The sequence below is a fragment of the Ramlibacter sp. GS1-15 genome (genome assembly GCF_057785015.1).
The window spans coordinates 2,934,386-2,949,681 of the sequence record NZ_JBYNTU010000001.1 but is presented as its reverse complement, the minus strand read 5'-3'; the positions used below and the strand labels follow the sequence as shown (position 1 = coordinate 2,949,681).

Here is a 15,296-nt window from a genome sequence, read left to right as displayed (position 1 = left end):
GCGATGCAGTTGACCGGCAAGATCACGCCCGACAGCCTGATGACCCTCGAGGCCTACAGCAAGTGGCGAAAGTCGCACAAGGCCGAGGTGATCGCCCACCGCAAGTTGCGCAGCGTGCAGCTGGGCGACCATGTGACGGCGCAGTTCGAGAGCGAGCTGTCGATCCGCTACCAGATCCAGGAGATGCTGCGCATCGAGAAGATATTCGAAGAGGAAGGCATCGCCGACGAGATCGCCGCCTATGCGCCGCTCATGCCGGACGGCACGAACTGGAAGGCGACGATGATGATCGAGTACCCGGACGTGAACGAGCGCAAGCGCGAACTTGCCCGTCTGATCGGCATCGAGGACCGCATGTTCGTCGAAGTGGAAGGACACAGCCGCGTCTATGCGATCGCCGACGAGGACCTCGATCGCGAGAACGACGAGAAGACTTCCGCCGTGCACTTCCTGCGTTTTGAATTCACGCGGTCGATGATCGATGCGATCAAGGCCGGCGCGGGCGCGAAGCTCGGGTGCGACCACACGAACTACCCGGCGCACGTGCAGATCGCGCCGGAGACGCTGGCGTCGCTCGCCGGCGACCTGAGGTAATCAGGCCGGTGAGAAGAGGTCCACCCGGTCGGTGATGATCCCGTCGGTGCCCAGCGCGATCAGCCGCTGCGCCACCCAGTCGTCGTTCACCGTGTAGCTCAGACACTTCAGGCCCGCGCCTTGCACGCGAGCGACGGTCGACGGCTCCCACAACGCGTGGTTGCAGACGACGGCCACGCATTCCAGCGCCATCGCCCTTTCGAACCAGCCGGGCTGCAGGGTGTCCAGCAGCAGGCCGCGCGGCAGGTGCGCCGCCGTGGAAAGCGCACCTTCCAGGGCTTCCGGCTTGAACGACGTCAGCAGCGGCGGCACCGGCGCGTTGTTCCACAGGCGCGCTGCATGGCGTGCGATCACTTCGCCGGTCGCGCGCTCCGCGCCCGGGGTCGGCTTGATCTCGATGTTGAGCATGTAGCCGTTCGCGAGGCAGAAGCGCGAGACGTTCTCCAGCGTGGGGAGCGGCTCGCCCGCATACATGCGCGAATGCCAGCCGCCCGCATCGAGCTTCGCGAGCTCGCTCCAGGGGTGGTGGCCGCCGATGTTGCTCGGCGCCGGCCCGAAGATCTCCTTCGCGTTGGTCGTGCGGTCGAGCGTCGCGTCGTGCATCAGGAAGGGCACACCGTCGGCGGCGAGCTTCGCGTCGCACTCGAACATGCGCCAGCCGTACTGCGCGCCGAGGCGGAAAGCGGCGAGCGTGTTTTCCGGCGCCAGCCGGCCGGCGCCGCGGTGCGCGATCCAGCGGGGATAGGGCCAGGCGTCCATCGTCAGATTCGCTTGCCGGTGCCGGCGTCGAACCAGTGCACGCGCCCTTCGCGCGGGCGCACGTGGATGATTTCGTCGGCTCTCGGCGCCGCGAGGCCTTCCTCGGTGCGGACGATCACCGCTTCGTCGCCGATGCGGCCGTAGATCAATCGCTCCGCGCCCAGCAGTTCCACCGTGTCCACGCGCATTGCCCAGCCGTGGTCGCCGATATCCATGTGCTCGGGCCGAATGCCCAGGACCGCGCCGTCGCGCCGGCCCGTGGGCGCGTTCTTCAGCAGGTTCATCGGGGGCGAGCCGATGAAGCTCGCCACGAAAGTCGTCGCGGGCTCGTGGTAGACCTCCTCGGGCGTGCCGAACTGCTCCATCCGGCCGGCGTTCATGACGATCATCCGTTGCGCCAGTGTCATCGCCTCGACCTGGTCGTGCGTGACGAACAGCGAGGTGATGCCCAGTTCGCGGTGCAACTTCTGGATCTCGATGCGGGTCTGCGCGCGCAGCTTCGCGTCCAGGTTGGACAGCGGCTCGTCGAACAGGAACACCTGGGGCGCGCGCACGATCGCGCGGCCCATCGCGACGCGCTGGCGCTGGCCGCCCGAGAGCTGCCGCGGCTTGCGATCGAGCAGGTGCGACAGCTCCAGGATCTTGGCGGCTTCGTCCACGCGCTTCTTGATCTCGTCGGCCGGCATCTTGCGGATTTTCAGGCCGTACGCCATGTTCTCGTACACGCTCATGTGCGGATAGAGCGCGTAGTTCTGGAACACCATGGCGATGTCACGGTCCGCCGGCTCCACGTCGTTGACGACGCGCCCGCCGATATCGATCTGCCCGGCGGAAACCTCCTCAAGCCCCGCCACCATGCGCAGCAGCGTCGACTTGCCGCAGCCCGAGGGGCCGACGATGACGACGAACTCGCCGTCGGCGACCTCGGCGTTGACGCCGTGGATGACCTGCAACGCCTGCTTGCCCTTGCCGTAGCGCTTGATGACGTCCTTGAACTGGATGGCTGCCATTTACTTTTCCGTGTCCACGAGGCCCTTGACGAACCACTTCTGCATCAGCATGACGACCGCCGCGGGCGGCAGCATCGCGAGCACCGCCGTGGCCATCACCACGTTCCACTCGACCTGCGCGTCGCCGCCGGAGATCATCTGCTTGATGCCCATGACGACCGGGTACATGTGCTCCTCGGTCGTGACGAGCAGGGGCCAGAGGTACTGGTTCCAGCCGTAGATGAACTGGATGACGAACAGCGCCGCGGTGCTGGTGGCCGACAGCGGCAGCAGCACGTCGAAGAAAAAGCGCAGCGGTCCGGCGCCGTCCATGCGCGCGGCCTCGGCAAGTTCGTCGGGCACGGTGAGGAAGAACTGCCGGTACAGGAAGGTCGCCGTGGCGGAGGCGATCAAGGGGATCGTCAGCCCCGCATAGCTGTTCAGCATGCCCAGGTCCGACACGACCTTGTAGGTGGGCGCGATCCGCACCTCCACCGGCAGCATCAGCGTGATGAAGATCGCCCAGAAAAACAGCATCCGGAACGGGAAGCGGAAATAGACGATCGCGAACGCCGACAACAGCGAGATGGCGATCTTGCCGACGGCGATCGCGATCGCCATGACGAAGCTCACCGTCATCATGCGGCCGACGGGCGCGTGCGAGCCATTGCCGGTGCGCTCGCCCAGCAGCGCCGCCCGGTAGTTCTCGACCATGTTGTGGCCCGGTGCGAGGGACATGGGCACCTGCACCGCGTCCTGGGTCGTGTGCGTGGACGCGATCAGCGCGAGGAACAGCGGAAACGCGATGACCACGACGCCGAGGATCAGCACCGCGTGCGTGAGGAACGCGATGAAGCGGTTGCGCTCGACCATCAGTAATTCACCTTCTTTTCGACGAAGCGGAACTGGATGACGGTCAGGACGACCACGATCGTCATGAGCACGGCCGATTGCGCCGCCGAGCCGCCCAGGTCCATCGCCTTGAAGCCGTCGAAATACACCTTGTAGACAAGGATCGCCGTTTCCTTGCCGGGACCGCCGTGGGTCGCGGCGTCGATGATGCCGAACGTGTCGAAGAACGCGTACACGATGTTGATCACCAGCAGGAAGAACGTCGTGGGCGAAAGCAGCGGGAACTGGATCGTCCAGAAGCGCCGCCACGGCCCCGCGCCATCGATGGCGGCGGCTTCGATCAGCGAGCGCGGGATGCTTTGCAGGCCGGCGACGAAGAACAGGAAGTTGTAGGAAATCTGCTTCCACACCGCGGCCATGACCACCATCGCCATCGCGTGGTCGGACCGCAGCAGCGGGTCCCAGGCGATGCCGGCATTGCGCAGGTAGTAAGCGATGATGCCGATGCTGGGCGAGAACAGGAACAGCCAGAGCACGCCGGCCACGGCTGGTGCGACCGCGTACGGCCAGATCAGCAAGGTTCGGTACACCAGCGCGGCGCGCACGACCCGGTCGGCGAACACCGCGAGCAGCAGCGAGAGCGCGATGCCGAAGAACGCGACCAGGATCGAGAACTCCGCCGTCACGCGGAACGACTCGACGTAGGTCTCGTCGTTGAACAGGTTCCTGAAGTTCTCCAGGCCGATCCACTGCACCGAAGTGCCGAAGGCGTCCTGCTGCTGGAGCGCCTGCACCAGCGTCTGGCCCGCGGGCCAGAAAAAGAAGATCGCGATGATGACGACCTGCGGCGCCAGCAGCACCCAGGGCAGCCACGCCGACTTGAATGTGACCCTCTTCTCCATGCGCTCAATTATCGATTACAGAAATGCTTGCACCAAACGTACCTCTCCCCCGCTTGGCGGGGGAGAGGGCAGGGTGAGGGGGTGTCGTCAGTGCCGCCGCCGGCGAACAAAGGCTCTAGCCTTTGTTCGCCTTCTGGAAGCGCTCGAGCAGTTCGTTCCCGCGCTTGACGATCGAGTCCAGAGCTTCCTTGGCCGTCTTCTTGCCGGCCCAGACCTGTTCGAGTTCCTCGTCCTCGATGGCGCGGATCTGCACGTAATTGCCCAGGCGGATGCCGCGCGACTTGTCGGTGGTCTTGCGGATCATCTGGTTCACGGCGGTATCCGTGCCGGGGTTCTGCTTGTAGAAGCCGGATTCCTCGGTCAGCTTGAACGCGGCCATCGTGATCGGCAGGTAGCCCGTCTTCTTGTGGAAGTTCGACTGCACCTCAGGCTGCGACAGGTAGTTGAAGAACTCCGCAACGCCCTTGTACTCCTGGGGCTTCTTGCCGGACATGACCCACAGGCTGGCCCCACCGATGACGGTGTTCTGCGGCGCGCCGGGCACGTCGGGGTAGTAGGGCAGGGTGGACACCGCGTACTTGAATTTCGCGTTCTTCGATACGTTGCCGTAGAAGCCCGAGGACGTGGTGATCATCGCGCACTCACCCGAAATGAACGTGGCTTCCGGAATGTTGGCGCGCCCCTTGTAGATGAACAGGCCGGTCTTGGCCATGTTCGCCAGGTTCTCGATGTGGCGCACATGCAGCGGCGAGTTCGCCACCAGGCGGGCGTCGGGGCCGTCAAGGCCGTTGCGCTTGGTGGCCAGCAGCGTGTTGTGCCAGGTCGAGAAGCTCTCGAGCTGGGTCCAGCCCTGCCACGCGATGGTGAGCGGGCACTTGTGGCCGCTGGCCTTGAGCTTGGCGGCAGCGAGCGCCACCTCCGGCCAGGTCTTGGGCAGGTTGTTCGTGTCCAGTCCCGCCTTTTCGAAGGCGTCCTTGTTCACGTAGAACACGGTCGTGGAGCTGTTGAAGGGAAAGCTGAGCATCTGGCCGTTCGGCGCCGTGTAGTAGCTGGCCACCGCCGGGACATAGACGCCCGGGTCGAACTTCTTGCCCGCATCGGCCATGACCTTGTAGACGGGAACGATCGCGCCCTTGGAGGCCATCATCGTGGCCGTGCCCACCTCGAACACCTGCAGGATGTGCGGCGCATTGCCGGCGCGGAAAGCGGCGATCGCGGCCGTCATCGACTCGTCGTAGCCACCCTTGAACACCGGCACGACCTTGTAGTCCTTCTGCTTCGAATTGAAGTCGGCCGCCAGTGCGTTGACCGTTTCCTGGTTCACGGCGGTCATCGAATGCCACCACTGGATCTCGGTCTGGGCGTGCGCCGCGAAGGCCGCCGAAACCGCGAGGATGAACGCGGAAAGCTTGTATTTCATGTGAGGGAACTCCTGGGAATGTGCGCCTGAACGTTGTCGCGGCGCGGACTCTACCGTGCTTGTGTGACGGCGATTAGAGCGGCAGGCCACACCTGTGGGCAAGCGGGTTTCCCATGAGCGGCACAGGCGTTTGCTGCGCTGCGGTAACATCTTCGTTTAGCTGCGCCTCCGAGAATGAACGCCCCCACCACGCTCAACCAATTGATCGCAGCGGCCGAAGGCGACGCGCCGCGCCTGCGCGAGATCCCCTACAACTACACCTCGTTCTCGGACCGCGAGATCGTCATCCGGCTGCTCGGCTCGCGCGCGTGGGACGTGCTCAATCGCCTGCGCGAGGAACGGCGCACCGGGCGCTCGGCCCGCATGCTGTACGAGGTGATGGGCGACATCTGGGTGGTCCAGCGCAATCCCTACCTGCAGGACGACCTGCTGGACAACCCCGGGCGGCGCAAGCTCCTGGTCGATGCGCTGCACCACCGCCTGCACGAGATCGAGAAGCGCCGCTCACCCGACGCGGACCGCGAGCGCGATGCGCTCGTGGGCGAACTGCTCGAGAACGCGCGCCGCGCCGTGGGCGAATTCGACACGAGCTTCCGCGAGGTGGCCGACCTGCGCCGGCAGGCGACCAAGGCGCTGCGCCGCTACACGGCCAAGGACAACATCAAGTTCGACGGCCTCTCGCGCGTGTCGCACGTGACCGATGCCACCGACTGGCGTGTCGAGTACCCCTTCGTCGTGCTCACGCCCGATACCGAGGCGGAGATGGCGGGCCTGGTGAAGGGCTGCATCGAGCTGGGCCTGACGATCATCCCGCGCGGCGGCGGCACCGGCTACACCGGTGGCGCCGTGCCGCTGTCGTGGAAGAGCGCGGTGATCAACACCGAGAAGCTCGAGGCGATGACCGAAGTCGAAATGACTTCGGTTCCCGGCCACGCGCAACCCGTGCCGACGATCTGGACCGAAGCCGGCGTGGTGACGCAGCGAGTCGCCGATGCGGCCGAGCGTGCCGGCTTCGTCTTCGCGGTGGACCCGACCTCGGCCGAGGCGTCGTGCATCGGCGGCAACATCGCGATGAACGCGGGCGGCAAGAAAGCGGTGCTGTGGGGCACGGCGCTGGACAACCTCATGTCCTGGCGCATGGTGACGCCCGACGCGCAGTGGCTGGAAGTCGTGCGCATGGACCACAACCTCGGCAAGATCCACGATGCCGAGGTCGCGCGCTTCGAGCTGCGCTACTTCCAGGCCGACGGCAGGACGCCTGTGCGCACCGAAAAGCTCGAGATTCCCGGCCACACGTTCCGCAAGGAAGGCCTGGGCAAGGACGTCACGGACAAGTTCCTGTCGGGCCTGCCGGGCATCCAGAAGGAAGGCTGCGACGGCCTGATCACCTCGGCGCGCTGGGTGGTGCACCGCATGCCCGCGCACACGCGCACCGTGTGCCTCGAATTCTTCGGCAACGCCAAGGACGCGGTGCCCTCGATCGTCGAGATCAAGGACTTCATGTTCGCCGAGCAGAAGCGCAGCGGCGTGCTGCTCGCGGGCCTCGAGCACCTGGACGACCGCTACCTGCGCGCCGTCGGCTACTCGACCAAGTCGAAACGTGCCGTGCTGCCGAAGATGGTGCTGGTGGGCGACATCGTCGGCGACGACGCGGACGACGTGGCACGCGTCACGTCCGAAGTCGTACGCATCGCGAACTCGCGCAGCGGCGAAGGCTTCGTCGCCATCAGCCCCGAGGCGCGCAAGAAGTTCTGGCTGGACCGCAAGCGCACGGCGGCGATCAGCAAGCACACCAACGCGTTCAAGATCAACGAGGACGTGGTGATCCCGCTGCCCCGCATGGCGGAATACACGGACGGCATCGAGCGGATCAACATCGAGCTGTCGCTGGGCAACAAGATCCAGCTGGCCGATGAACTGGAAGCTTTCTTCACGCGCGGCAACCTGCCGCTCGGCAAGGGCGACGATGCCAGCGAGATCCCGTCGGCGGAACTGCTGGAAGACCGCGTACAGCAGGCGCTGGCCGTGATCCGCGAGGTGCGCGCGCAATGGCAGTTGTGGCTGGCCGACGTCGACAAGCTCTTTGCGCAGCTGCAGGACCACTCGCTGCGCGCGAGCTGGAAGACGCAGATCCGCGCGCCGCTGCAGCAGATCTTCGCGGGCAACGCGTTCATCCCGCTGCTGGCGGAAGTCAACGCGATCCACAAGCGCGTGCTCAAGGGCCGTGTGTGGGTGGCGCTGCACATGCACGCCGGCGACGGCAACGTGCACACCAACATCCCGGTCAACAGCGACGACTACCAGATGCTGCAGACCGCGCATGCGGCGGTGAAGCGCATCATGCTGCTGGCGCGCTCGCTCAATGGCGTGATCTCCGGCGAGCACGGCATCGGCATCACCAAGCTGGAGTTCCTGACCGACGACGAGCTCAAGCCCTTCGCGGACTACAAGCAGCAGGTCGACCCGGAAGGGCGCTTCAACAAGGGCAAGCTGTTGCGCCATTCGGTCGCCGACACCGACACCTCCGTGTACGCCGACCTGACCAACGCGTACACGCCGTCCTTCGGCCTGATGGGCCACGAGTCGCTCATCATGCAGCAGAGCGACATCGGCGCGATCAGCGATTCGATCAAGGACTGCCTGCGCTGCGGCAAGTGCAAGCCGGTTTGCGCGACGCACGTGCCGCGCTCGAACCTGCTGTACAGCCCGCGCAACAAGATCCTCGCGACTTCGCTGCTGGTCGAGGCGTTCCTGTACGAGGAGCAGACGCGCCGCGGCGTCTCCATCAAGCACTGGGAGGAGTTCGAGGACGTCTCGGACCATTGCACGGTCTGCCACAAGTGCGCCTCGCCGTGCCCGGTGAAGATCGACTTCGGCGACGTGTCGATGAACATGCGCAACCTGCTGCGCAAGATGGGCCAGAAGAGCTTCCGCCCGGCCAATGCCGCGGCCATGTTCATGCTCAACGCGACGAACCCGGACACGATCCGCCTCGTGCGCAGCGCCATGGTGGGCGTGGGCTTCAAGGCGCAGCGCTTCGCCAACGGCCTGCTGCGCGGCCTCGCCCGCAAGCAGGTCACGCGTCCGCCCGCCACCGACGGCGGCCCGCCGCCGGTCAAGGAGCAGGTGATCCACTTCGTCAACAAGAAGCTGCCCGGGGGGCTGCCGAAGAAGACGGCGCGGGCGCTGCTGGACATCGAGGACAAGGATTACGTCCCGATCATCCGCGACCCGAAGGCGACCACGCCGGAAACCGAAGCGGTCTTCTACTTCCCGGGCTGCGGCTCGGAACGCCTGTTCTCGCAGGTGGGCCTGGCGACGCAGGCGATGCTGTGGCACGCCGGCGTGCAGACCGTGCTGCCGCCCGGGTACCTGTGCTGCGGCTATCCGCAGCGCGGCTCGGGCCAGTTCGACAAGGCCGAGAAGATCATCACCGACAACCGGGTGCTGTTCCACCGGGTGGCGAACACGCTGAACTACCTGGACATCAAGACCGTGGTGGTGTCCTGCGGCACGTGCTACGACCAGCTCCAGGGCTACGAGTTCGAGAAGATCTTCCCCGGGTGCCGCATCATCGACATCCACGAGTACCTGCTGGAAAAGAAGATCACGCTTCCCGCGACGCAGGCTTACATGTTCCACGACCCCTGCCACTCGCCGATGAAGCTGCAGGACCCGATGAAGACGGTGAAGGCGCTGGTCGGCCCCGACGTGCGCAAGTCCGAGCGCTGCTGCGGCGAATCGGGCACCTTCGGCATCACGCGGCCCGACATCTCTACGCAGGTGCGCTTCCGCAAGGAAGAAGAGATCCGCAAGGACGAGGCGGCCCTGCGCGCGAGCGGCAAGGTCGGCGAGAAGGACAACATCAAGATCCTCACCAGCTGCCCCAGCTGCCTGCAGGGCCTGAGCCGTTACAGCCACGACCTGCAGAACGGCCTGCTGGAGGCCGACTACATCGTCGTCGAGATGGCCCGGCACATCCTGGGCGAAAACTGGATGCCCGATTACGTGCACGCCGCCAACGCGGGCGGCATCGAGCGGGTGCTGGTGTGAGCTTCGTCGCCGGCTGCCCGCTGTGCGATGCCGCCGGCGGCCACGTGGTGTTCCAGGGCGCCAGGTTCCGCCTGGTCCGCGCGGACGAAGAGGGCTTCCCCGCCTTCTATCGCGTGGTCTGGAATGACCATGTTGCGGAGTTCTCGGATCTCGCGGCAGCGGACCGCGCCCTGTGCATGGAGGCCGTGGCGCGGGTCGAGCGCGTGCTGCGCGAGCACCTGGCGCCCACCAAGATCAACCTCGCCGCGCTCGGGAACATGGTGCCGCACCTGCACTGGCACGTGATCGCGCGCTTCGACTGGGACAGCCGCTTTCCCGCGCCGGTCTGGGCGCCCGTGCAGCGCGCAGCCGACGTTGCGCGCATCGGTGCGGTCGAGGCCCTCCGTCCGGCACTCGAGAACGCGCTCACCCGAACACTGGCCTCCGCATCCTGACATCCTCCGGGCGTGCATCCGCACGGTGGACTGCCACTGCCTGCGGGGAAGCGCAGGGTAGTGAGCCGGGCCACAACCGTGTATAACCTCGCGGGAAGGGTATCCAGAGGAAACAAAAAGTGTGCGGAGGAAAGGCCATGGCCCCCCAGTACCGAAAACCGCCCGCAGGCTGCATCCTGCTGGGTGCCTGGCTGCTGGTGGCCACAACGACAGCGATGGCGCAAGCCGCCGGCGAGGTCGAGTTTTCACGGGGCGTCGGGTTCGCCCAGACTCCCGGGCAGACGCCGCGCACGCTCGGCCGCGGCCTGCAATTGAAGGAAGGTGACCGCCTCACGACGTCGGAAGGCGGCTCCGCGATCATCAAGTTGCAGGACGGCACGCGCATGACGGTGCGCCCGGGTTCCGAGCTGGTCCTCACCCAATACAAGTTCAAGGAGAACGCGCCCGACAACGGCATGCTCATGCAGCTGGTGCGCGGGGGCTTCCGCGCGGTGACGGGCCTGATCTCCAAGAGTTCGCCGAGCGCGGCGCGCGTGCAGACCAGCACCGCCACGATCGGCATCCGCGGCACCGACTTCGACGCGCGCCTGTGCGCGAAGGACTGCGGCCAGGAATCGCAGCAGATCAACGCGTCGGCCCGGCCCGCGGCGGTGCAGGCCAGCGCCAGGATCGTCACGCTGCGCGGCGAGGTGTATGCGACGGACACGCCCGGGCACCGCCGGCGCGTCGTCGAAGGTGGCGCCCTCTACCCCGGCGACCTGGTGGAGACCACGCCGGGCTCGCAGGCCGTGCTGGCCTTCCGCGACGACAGCCGGATGACGCTGGGTTCCGGGACGCGCTTTCGCATCGACAATTTCGTCTACGACGAGAGCAATGCTTCCGAGGGGCGCTTCCTCGTTTCGGTGCTGCGCGGCACGGTGCGCGCGCTCACGGGCCTGATCGCCAAGGCCAACAACCGCAACGTCGGCTTCACCACGGCCACGGCCACCATCGGCATCCGCGGCACGGGCCTGGACATCGGCTGCTTCGGCGCTTGCGCGAACGAGGCGGGCGCCAACGAAGCGGGGCTCACGCTCTACGCGTGGCTCGGCTCGATCGACGTCACGCCCCAAGGCACCACGGCGCTGCAGGTGCTGCAGGCCGGCCAGGGCCTGTTCATCTCGCCGCAAGGCATCCGGCCGGTTTCCGCCGAGCCGCCGATGGAGGGCCCGCGGCCCGATACCGTGGACGTGCCGCCGAAGCTGTTCGCCACCTCGCCGGTCTCCGACGACCAGGAGGGCTTGTTCGTGTTCGTGCGCGACGGCCACATCGAGGTGGCCACCGCCAGCGAGGTGCTGGAGCTGGGCAAGGGCGAGGTCGGTTTTGCGGGCGGCAACGGCAACACCGCGCGGCCGAGCCTGATCCCGAAGTTCATCGACTTCGACAGGCTGCCGATGCCCAACGTGAAGAACCCGCTTCTCGTGAGCGTCCTGGGCGAAGCAGGCATCAGGGGCGCGAGCCAGTGCAAGTGATTTACTGCCGGTGACAAGACGTAAGCCGGATGCCACAATCGCCCGCATCCAGCTGAACAACAAGAGGGGCGAATCGATGCTGAAAGGGTCTCGCGCGGGACTGTTCGCGCTGGCGGCGCTCGCGGCTGCGTGCGCGGCACTCGCCCAGTCCCCGCCGCCTGCCGCTCCCCAGGCGCCGATCGCGTCCGTGCCGCCGCCGGTCTTCCCGATCAAGGGCTTCAAGGTCACGGGTGACAACCCGCTGGGCGAGGCCGACACGCAGCGCGTGCTCACGCCTTACGTGCGCAACGATGCGAGCCTGGAAACGTTGCAGCAGGCGGCCGGCGCGCTCGAGAAGGAACTGCGCGAGAAAGGCTACGGCCTGCATCGCGTGGCACTGCCGCCGCAGGAGATCGGCAGTGCCGTGACGCTCGCCGTCGTGAAGTTCGCGATCGGCAAGGTCGGCATCGAGGGCCGCAGCATCTACGACGAGGCGAACGTGCGCCGCACGGTGCCCGAACTGCGGGAAAGCGGCACGCCCAACTTCAGCACGCTCGCGATCCAGACCGCGATCGCCAACGAGAACCCGAACAAGCAGGTCCAGGTCGCCCTGAAGGAATCGGAGGAGCCCGACCGGATCGACGCGACGATCAAGGTCGCCGAGCGCAAGCCCTGGGAGTTCGGCGTCGGCCTGTCCAATGCCGGAACGGCGAATTCGGGCCGCGACCGGTTCACGGTCTCGGGGTCGCACTCGAACGTCTGGAACCTCGACCACCAGTTCGTGGGCGCGTACACCACCTCGCTGCAGCGTCCCGGTGACGTCAAGCAGCTCGGCCTCACCTACCGGGTGCCGCTCTATGCCGCGGGTGGCGTGGCCGGTGCGACCTACACGCGCTCGGACGTGGTCGGCAACTTCGGCACATTCAGTTCCACCGGCGCGGGCCACACCTTCGGCCTGAACTACACGCAGTACCTCGCGCCGCAGGGCGGCCGCCGCAGCTATGTCACGCTCGGCATCGAGGACAAGCTGTTCAAGGCCACCGAGATCGACCGCCAGCCCGTCCCCGGCGCCGTCGACCGCCGCAGCGACCCGATGACGCTCGGCTATACGGCGCGCATGGAAGCCGATGCCTACGTGTACGGCTATGACGTGTCGCTTGCCGTGAACACCGGCCTGGGCGCGCACGACGACCTGGCGTCCTACCAGGCCGAGGGCCCGCGCATCACGACCGTGCACTGGAAGGCGCTGCGCGGCAACGTCAGCTACGTAGCGCCGTTCGCGCAGGGCTGGCTGCTCAGCGCGCGCGGCAGCTGGCAGGCCAGCCCCGACGTGCTGATCTCCGGCGAACAATTCGGCCTCGGCGGCCTGGGCAGCGTGCGCGGCACGGACATCGACCGCCCGATCACCGGCGACAGCGGCCTGGCCGCGACGGTGGAAGTGCAGACGCCGGAATTGGCACAAGGCTTGCGCCTGCTGGGCTTCGTCGATGCGGGCTGGCTGGCGAACCACAAGGCCAACTGCGCGAACCGGTTGTCGAGCGACCACCTGGCCAGTGCCGGTGTCGGCCTGCGTTACGCGCAAGGTCCTTTCGCGCTCTCGATGGACTATGGCCGCATCGTCCTGGGCAGCCGCGTCGGGCTCGCGTTCAACTCGGCGGCGCCCAAGCGGGGCGACGACCGCTTCTACGTCAGCGCGCAAGTGCGCTTCTGATCCGCGTGATGCGAGGGGCCCGGCCTAGAATCGAGCCATGGCCGGCCTTGCTTCCGATACCCCGACACCCCTTTCGATGACCTTGCACGGCCGCTCGCGCGTGCTCGAGATCGCGTTCTCCGACGGACGCGAATTCCGCATCCCGTTCGAGCTGATGCGCACCCACTCGCCGTCGGCGGAGGTCCAAGGCCACGGGCCGGGCCAGGAGGTGCTCCAGACGGGAAAGCGCGACGTGGACATCGTCGCGCTTGCGCCGGTGGGGAATTACGCGGTGCAACCGACGTTCTCCGACGGCCACGACAGCGGCATCTTTTCCTGGGACTACCTCTACTTCCTCGGCTCGAAGCAGGACGAACTGTGGGCCGACTACCAGCGGCGCCTCGCGGAAGCGGGCGTGGACCGCGATGCGCCCATGCTCGAGAAGCCCGGGCATGGCTGCGCGCACTGAGAAAGCCATGAGCGAAACGGACTTCGGTTTCCAGAAAGTCGACGAGCGCGAGAAGGCGCGACGGGTACGCGGCGTGTTCGACTCCGTCGCGCCCCGGTACGACGTGATGAACGACCTCATGTCGATGGGCCTGCATCGGGCGTGGAAGGCCTACACGGTGATGGTCGCGAACGTGCAGCCCGGCGCGCAGGTGCTCGACATCGCCGGCGGCACGGGCGATCTCGCGCTGGCGTTCGCGAAGAGGGCCGGCACGACCGGCCGGGTGGTCCACACCGACATCAACGAGGCGATGCTGCGCACCGGGCGCGACCGCCTGATCGATGCAGGCGTCGTGCTGCCGACCCTCGTGTGCGACGCCGAGAAGCTGCCGTTCGCCGACGCGTCGTTCGACGTGGTGAGCGTGGCTTTCGGCCTGCGCAACATGACGCACAAGGACATCGCGCTCGCCGAGATGAATCGCGTGCTCAAGCCGCGCGGCAAGCTCCTGGTGCTGGAGTTCTCGAAGGTGGCGCCGCCGCTCGCCAAGCCGTACGACTGGTACTCGTTCAAGGTGCTGCCGCTGCTGGGCCGATGGGTGGCCAAGGACGAAGCGAGCTACCGGTACCTCGCCGAGTCGATCCGCATGCACCCGGGCCAGGAGGAACTCAAGGCCATGATGCGCAAAGCCGGCTTCGGCCACGTGGATTACCACAACCTCACTGGCGGAGTGGTGGCGCTTCATGTTGGAATCAAGGTATGAAGTTCTGGATAGCGGTGGTCGCGATGCTCATGGCCCTGGTCTCGTTGCAGGCGGAGGCCGCGCGGCGTCTCGGCGGCGGCTCGTCCATCGGCAAGCAGTCGCCGAACGTCACGCAGCGCGAGGCGACGCGCACCGCTCCTGCACCCAACCAGGCCGCACCGGTCGCGCCCGCGCCGCAACGCTCCTGGAGCGGGATGCTCGGCGGGATCGCCGCGGGCCTCGGGCTGGCCTGGCTGGCGCACGCCATGGGCTTCGATGAGGCCTTCGGCCAGTTGCTCGTGGTCCTGCTGGCGGCGATGCTCGCGATGACGCTGATCGGCTGGTTCGCCCGTTCGCGCCGGAACTCGGGGAACGCCTATGCGTATGGCGGCCCCGCGCCCGCCGATTCGGCGCTTCCGCCGCGCCAGTACAGCCCCGACAAGGTCGGCAACGATGCGTCGGCCCGCCCGTGGGAGCGCGGTGGGCTGCAGATCGGCTCGGCCGTCGCCCCGCACTCGACCTGGGGCATCCCCGCCGGCTTCGATGCCGAGGGCTTCGTTGCCGCTGCCAAGCGCAACTTCATCACTTTGCAGGGCGCCTGGGATCGCGCAGACCTGGCCGTGCTCCGCTCGATGATGACCGACGAGATGCTCGGCGAAATCCGGTCGCAGCTCGCCGAACGCGAGCGCCAGCTGGCCGGCCAGTCGAACCACACCGACGTCGTGATGCTCGAGGCGCAGTTGCTCGGCATCGAGGACCTGGGCGCCGACTACATGGCGAGCGTGGAGTTCTCCGGGATGATCCGCGAGGACGCGTCGGCAGGCCCCAGCCCGTTCCGCGAGGTCTGGAACATGACCAAGCCGAAAGACGGCGCCAGCGGCTGGCTGGTCGCGGGCGTGCAAGCGCTCCAGTGATAATCCGGGGCC

The 15,296-nt window shown here is 66.8% G+C and carries 13 protein-coding genes; 8 read left to right on the top strand and 5 right to left on the bottom strand.

The window, feature by feature from the left end; translation table 11 throughout:
- Positions 1-3: 3 nt before the first annotated feature.
- A complete protein-coding gene (locus tag AC3EF3_RS14735) occupies positions 4-594 on the top strand; it encodes a DUF3501 family protein (RefSeq protein WP_488532895.1) in 591 nt (196 codons plus the stop codon).
- On the opposite strand, the gene ugpQ is transcribed toward AC3EF3_RS14735, so the two are convergent.
- The 5 genes from ugpQ to ugpB all read right to left on the bottom strand — a co-directional run bounded on the left by ugpQ (position 595) and on the right by ugpB (position 5,516).
- Positions 595-1,353: a glycerophosphodiester phosphodiesterase gene (ugpQ, locus tag AC3EF3_RS14730; RefSeq protein WP_488532894.1), complete on the bottom strand. Its 759-nt coding sequence runs from the start codon at positions 1,351-1,353 to the stop codon at positions 595-597. It abuts the gene before it with no gap.
- Positions 1,354-1,355: 2 nt separating this feature from the next.
- On the bottom strand, positions 1,356-2,363 hold the full coding sequence (ugpC, locus tag AC3EF3_RS14725; RefSeq protein WP_488532893.1) for a sn-glycerol-3-phosphate ABC transporter ATP-binding protein UgpC: 1,008 nt from the start codon (positions 2,361-2,363) through the stop codon (positions 1,356-1,358).
- Positions 2,364-3,215 (bottom strand): sn-glycerol-3-phosphate ABC transporter permease UgpE, encoded by an 852-nt coding sequence (gene ugpE / locus AC3EF3_RS14720; protein WP_488532892.1) that lies wholly within the window; start codon positions 3,213-3,215, stop codon positions 2,364-2,366.
- Positions 3,215-4,096 carry a sn-glycerol-3-phosphate ABC transporter permease UgpA gene (gene ugpA, locus AC3EF3_RS14715; protein WP_488532891.1) on the bottom strand — a complete coding sequence of 294 codons (882 nt, stop codon included), beginning with the start codon at positions 4,094-4,096 and terminating at the stop codon, positions 3,215-3,217. Before ugpA ends, ugpE begins: the two co-directional genes overlap by 1 nt.
- Before the next feature lie 115 nt (positions 4,097-4,211).
- Positions 4,212-5,516 carry a sn-glycerol-3-phosphate ABC transporter substrate-binding protein UgpB gene (gene ugpB / locus AC3EF3_RS14710; protein ID WP_488532890.1) on the bottom strand — a complete coding sequence of 435 codons (1,305 nt, stop codon included), beginning with the start codon at positions 5,514-5,516 and terminating at the stop codon, positions 4,212-4,214.
- A gap of 174 nt (positions 5,517-5,690) precedes the next feature.
- On the opposite strand from ugpB, the gene AC3EF3_RS14705 reads away from it, so the two are divergent.
- From AC3EF3_RS14705 to AC3EF3_RS14675, 7 genes are all read left to right on the top strand, one after another.
- Positions 5,691-9,569 carry a DUF3683 domain-containing protein gene (locus tag AC3EF3_RS14705; RefSeq protein WP_488532889.1) on the top strand — a complete coding sequence of 1,293 codons (3,879 nt, stop codon included), beginning with the start codon at positions 5,691-5,693 and terminating at the stop codon, positions 9,567-9,569.
- Positions 9,566-10,003, top strand: coding sequence for an HIT family protein (locus tag AC3EF3_RS14700; RefSeq protein ID WP_488532888.1), 438 nt, complete (start codon positions 9,566-9,568; stop codon positions 10,001-10,003). Before AC3EF3_RS14705 ends, AC3EF3_RS14700 begins: the two co-directional genes overlap by 4 nt.
- A 137-nt stretch (positions 10,004-10,140) precedes the next feature.
- Complete coding sequence (locus AC3EF3_RS14695) at positions 10,141-11,514, top strand: FecR family protein (RefSeq protein WP_488532887.1); 1,374 nt, start codon at positions 10,141-10,143, stop codon at positions 11,512-11,514.
- 76 nt (positions 11,515-11,590) lie between these two features.
- Positions 11,591-13,204, top strand: coding sequence for a ShlB/FhaC/HecB family hemolysin secretion/activation protein (locus AC3EF3_RS14690; protein WP_488532886.1), 1,614 nt, complete (start codon positions 11,591-11,593; stop codon positions 13,202-13,204).
- A gap of 37 nt (positions 13,205-13,241) precedes the next feature.
- Positions 13,242-13,652: a gamma-butyrobetaine hydroxylase family protein gene (locus AC3EF3_RS14685; protein WP_488532885.1), complete on the top strand. Its 411-nt coding sequence runs from the start codon at positions 13,242-13,244 to the stop codon at positions 13,650-13,652.
- A 7-nt stretch (positions 13,653-13,659) separates the two neighbouring features.
- Positions 13,660-14,391, top strand: a complete 732-nt coding sequence (ubiE, locus tag AC3EF3_RS14680) for a bifunctional demethylmenaquinone methyltransferase/2-methoxy-6-polyprenyl-1,4-benzoquinol methylase UbiE (RefSeq protein WP_488533804.1) — start codon at positions 13,660-13,662, stop codon at positions 14,389-14,391.
- Positions 14,388-15,284: a Tim44 domain-containing protein gene (locus tag AC3EF3_RS14675; RefSeq protein WP_488532884.1), complete on the top strand. Its 897-nt coding sequence runs from the start codon at positions 14,388-14,390 to the stop codon at positions 15,282-15,284. Before ubiE ends, AC3EF3_RS14675 begins: the two co-directional genes overlap by 4 nt.
- Positions 15,285-15,296 lie beyond the last annotated feature (12 nt).

Excerpts from the sequence above, each read along its gene's own strand:
- ugpB (WP_488532890.1), bottom strand. The coding sequence starts at position 5,516 with ATGAAATACAAGCTTTCCGCGTTCATCCTCGCGGTTTCGGCGGCCTTC.
- ubiE (WP_488533804.1), top strand. The coding sequence starts at position 13,660 with ATGAGCGAAACGGACTTCGGTTTCCAGAAAGTCGACGAGCGCGAGAAG.
- AC3EF3_RS14735 (WP_488532895.1), top strand. The coding sequence starts at position 4 with ATGCAGTTGACCGGCAAGATCACGCCCGACAGCCTGATGACCCTCGAG.
- ugpC (WP_488532893.1), bottom strand. The coding sequence starts at position 2,363 with ATGGCAGCCATCCAGTTCAAGGACGTCATCAAGCGCTACGGCAAGGGC.
- ugpA (WP_488532891.1), bottom strand. The coding sequence starts at position 4,096 with ATGGAGAAGAGGGTCACATTCAAGTCGGCGTGGCTGCCCTGGGTGCTG.
- ugpE (WP_488532892.1), bottom strand. The coding sequence starts at position 3,215 with ATGGTCGAGCGCAACCGCTTCATCGCGTTCCTCACGCACGCGGTGCTG.
- AC3EF3_RS14705 (WP_488532889.1), top strand. The coding sequence starts at position 5,691 with ATGAACGCCCCCACCACGCTCAACCAATTGATCGCAGCGGCCGAAGGC.
- AC3EF3_RS14675 (WP_488532884.1), top strand. The coding sequence starts at position 14,388 with ATGAAGTTCTGGATAGCGGTGGTCGCGATGCTCATGGCCCTGGTCTCG.
- AC3EF3_RS14695 (WP_488532887.1), top strand. The coding sequence starts at position 10,141 with ATGGCCCCCCAGTACCGAAAACCGCCCGCAGGCTGCATCCTGCTGGGT.
- ugpQ (WP_488532894.1), bottom strand. The coding sequence starts at position 1,353 with ATGGACGCCTGGCCCTATCCCCGCTGGATCGCGCACCGCGGCGCCGGC.
- AC3EF3_RS14690 (WP_488532886.1), top strand. The coding sequence starts at position 11,591 with ATGCTGAAAGGGTCTCGCGCGGGACTGTTCGCGCTGGCGGCGCTCGCG.
- AC3EF3_RS14685 (WP_488532885.1), top strand. The coding sequence starts at position 13,242 with ATGGCCGGCCTTGCTTCCGATACCCCGACACCCCTTTCGATGACCTTG.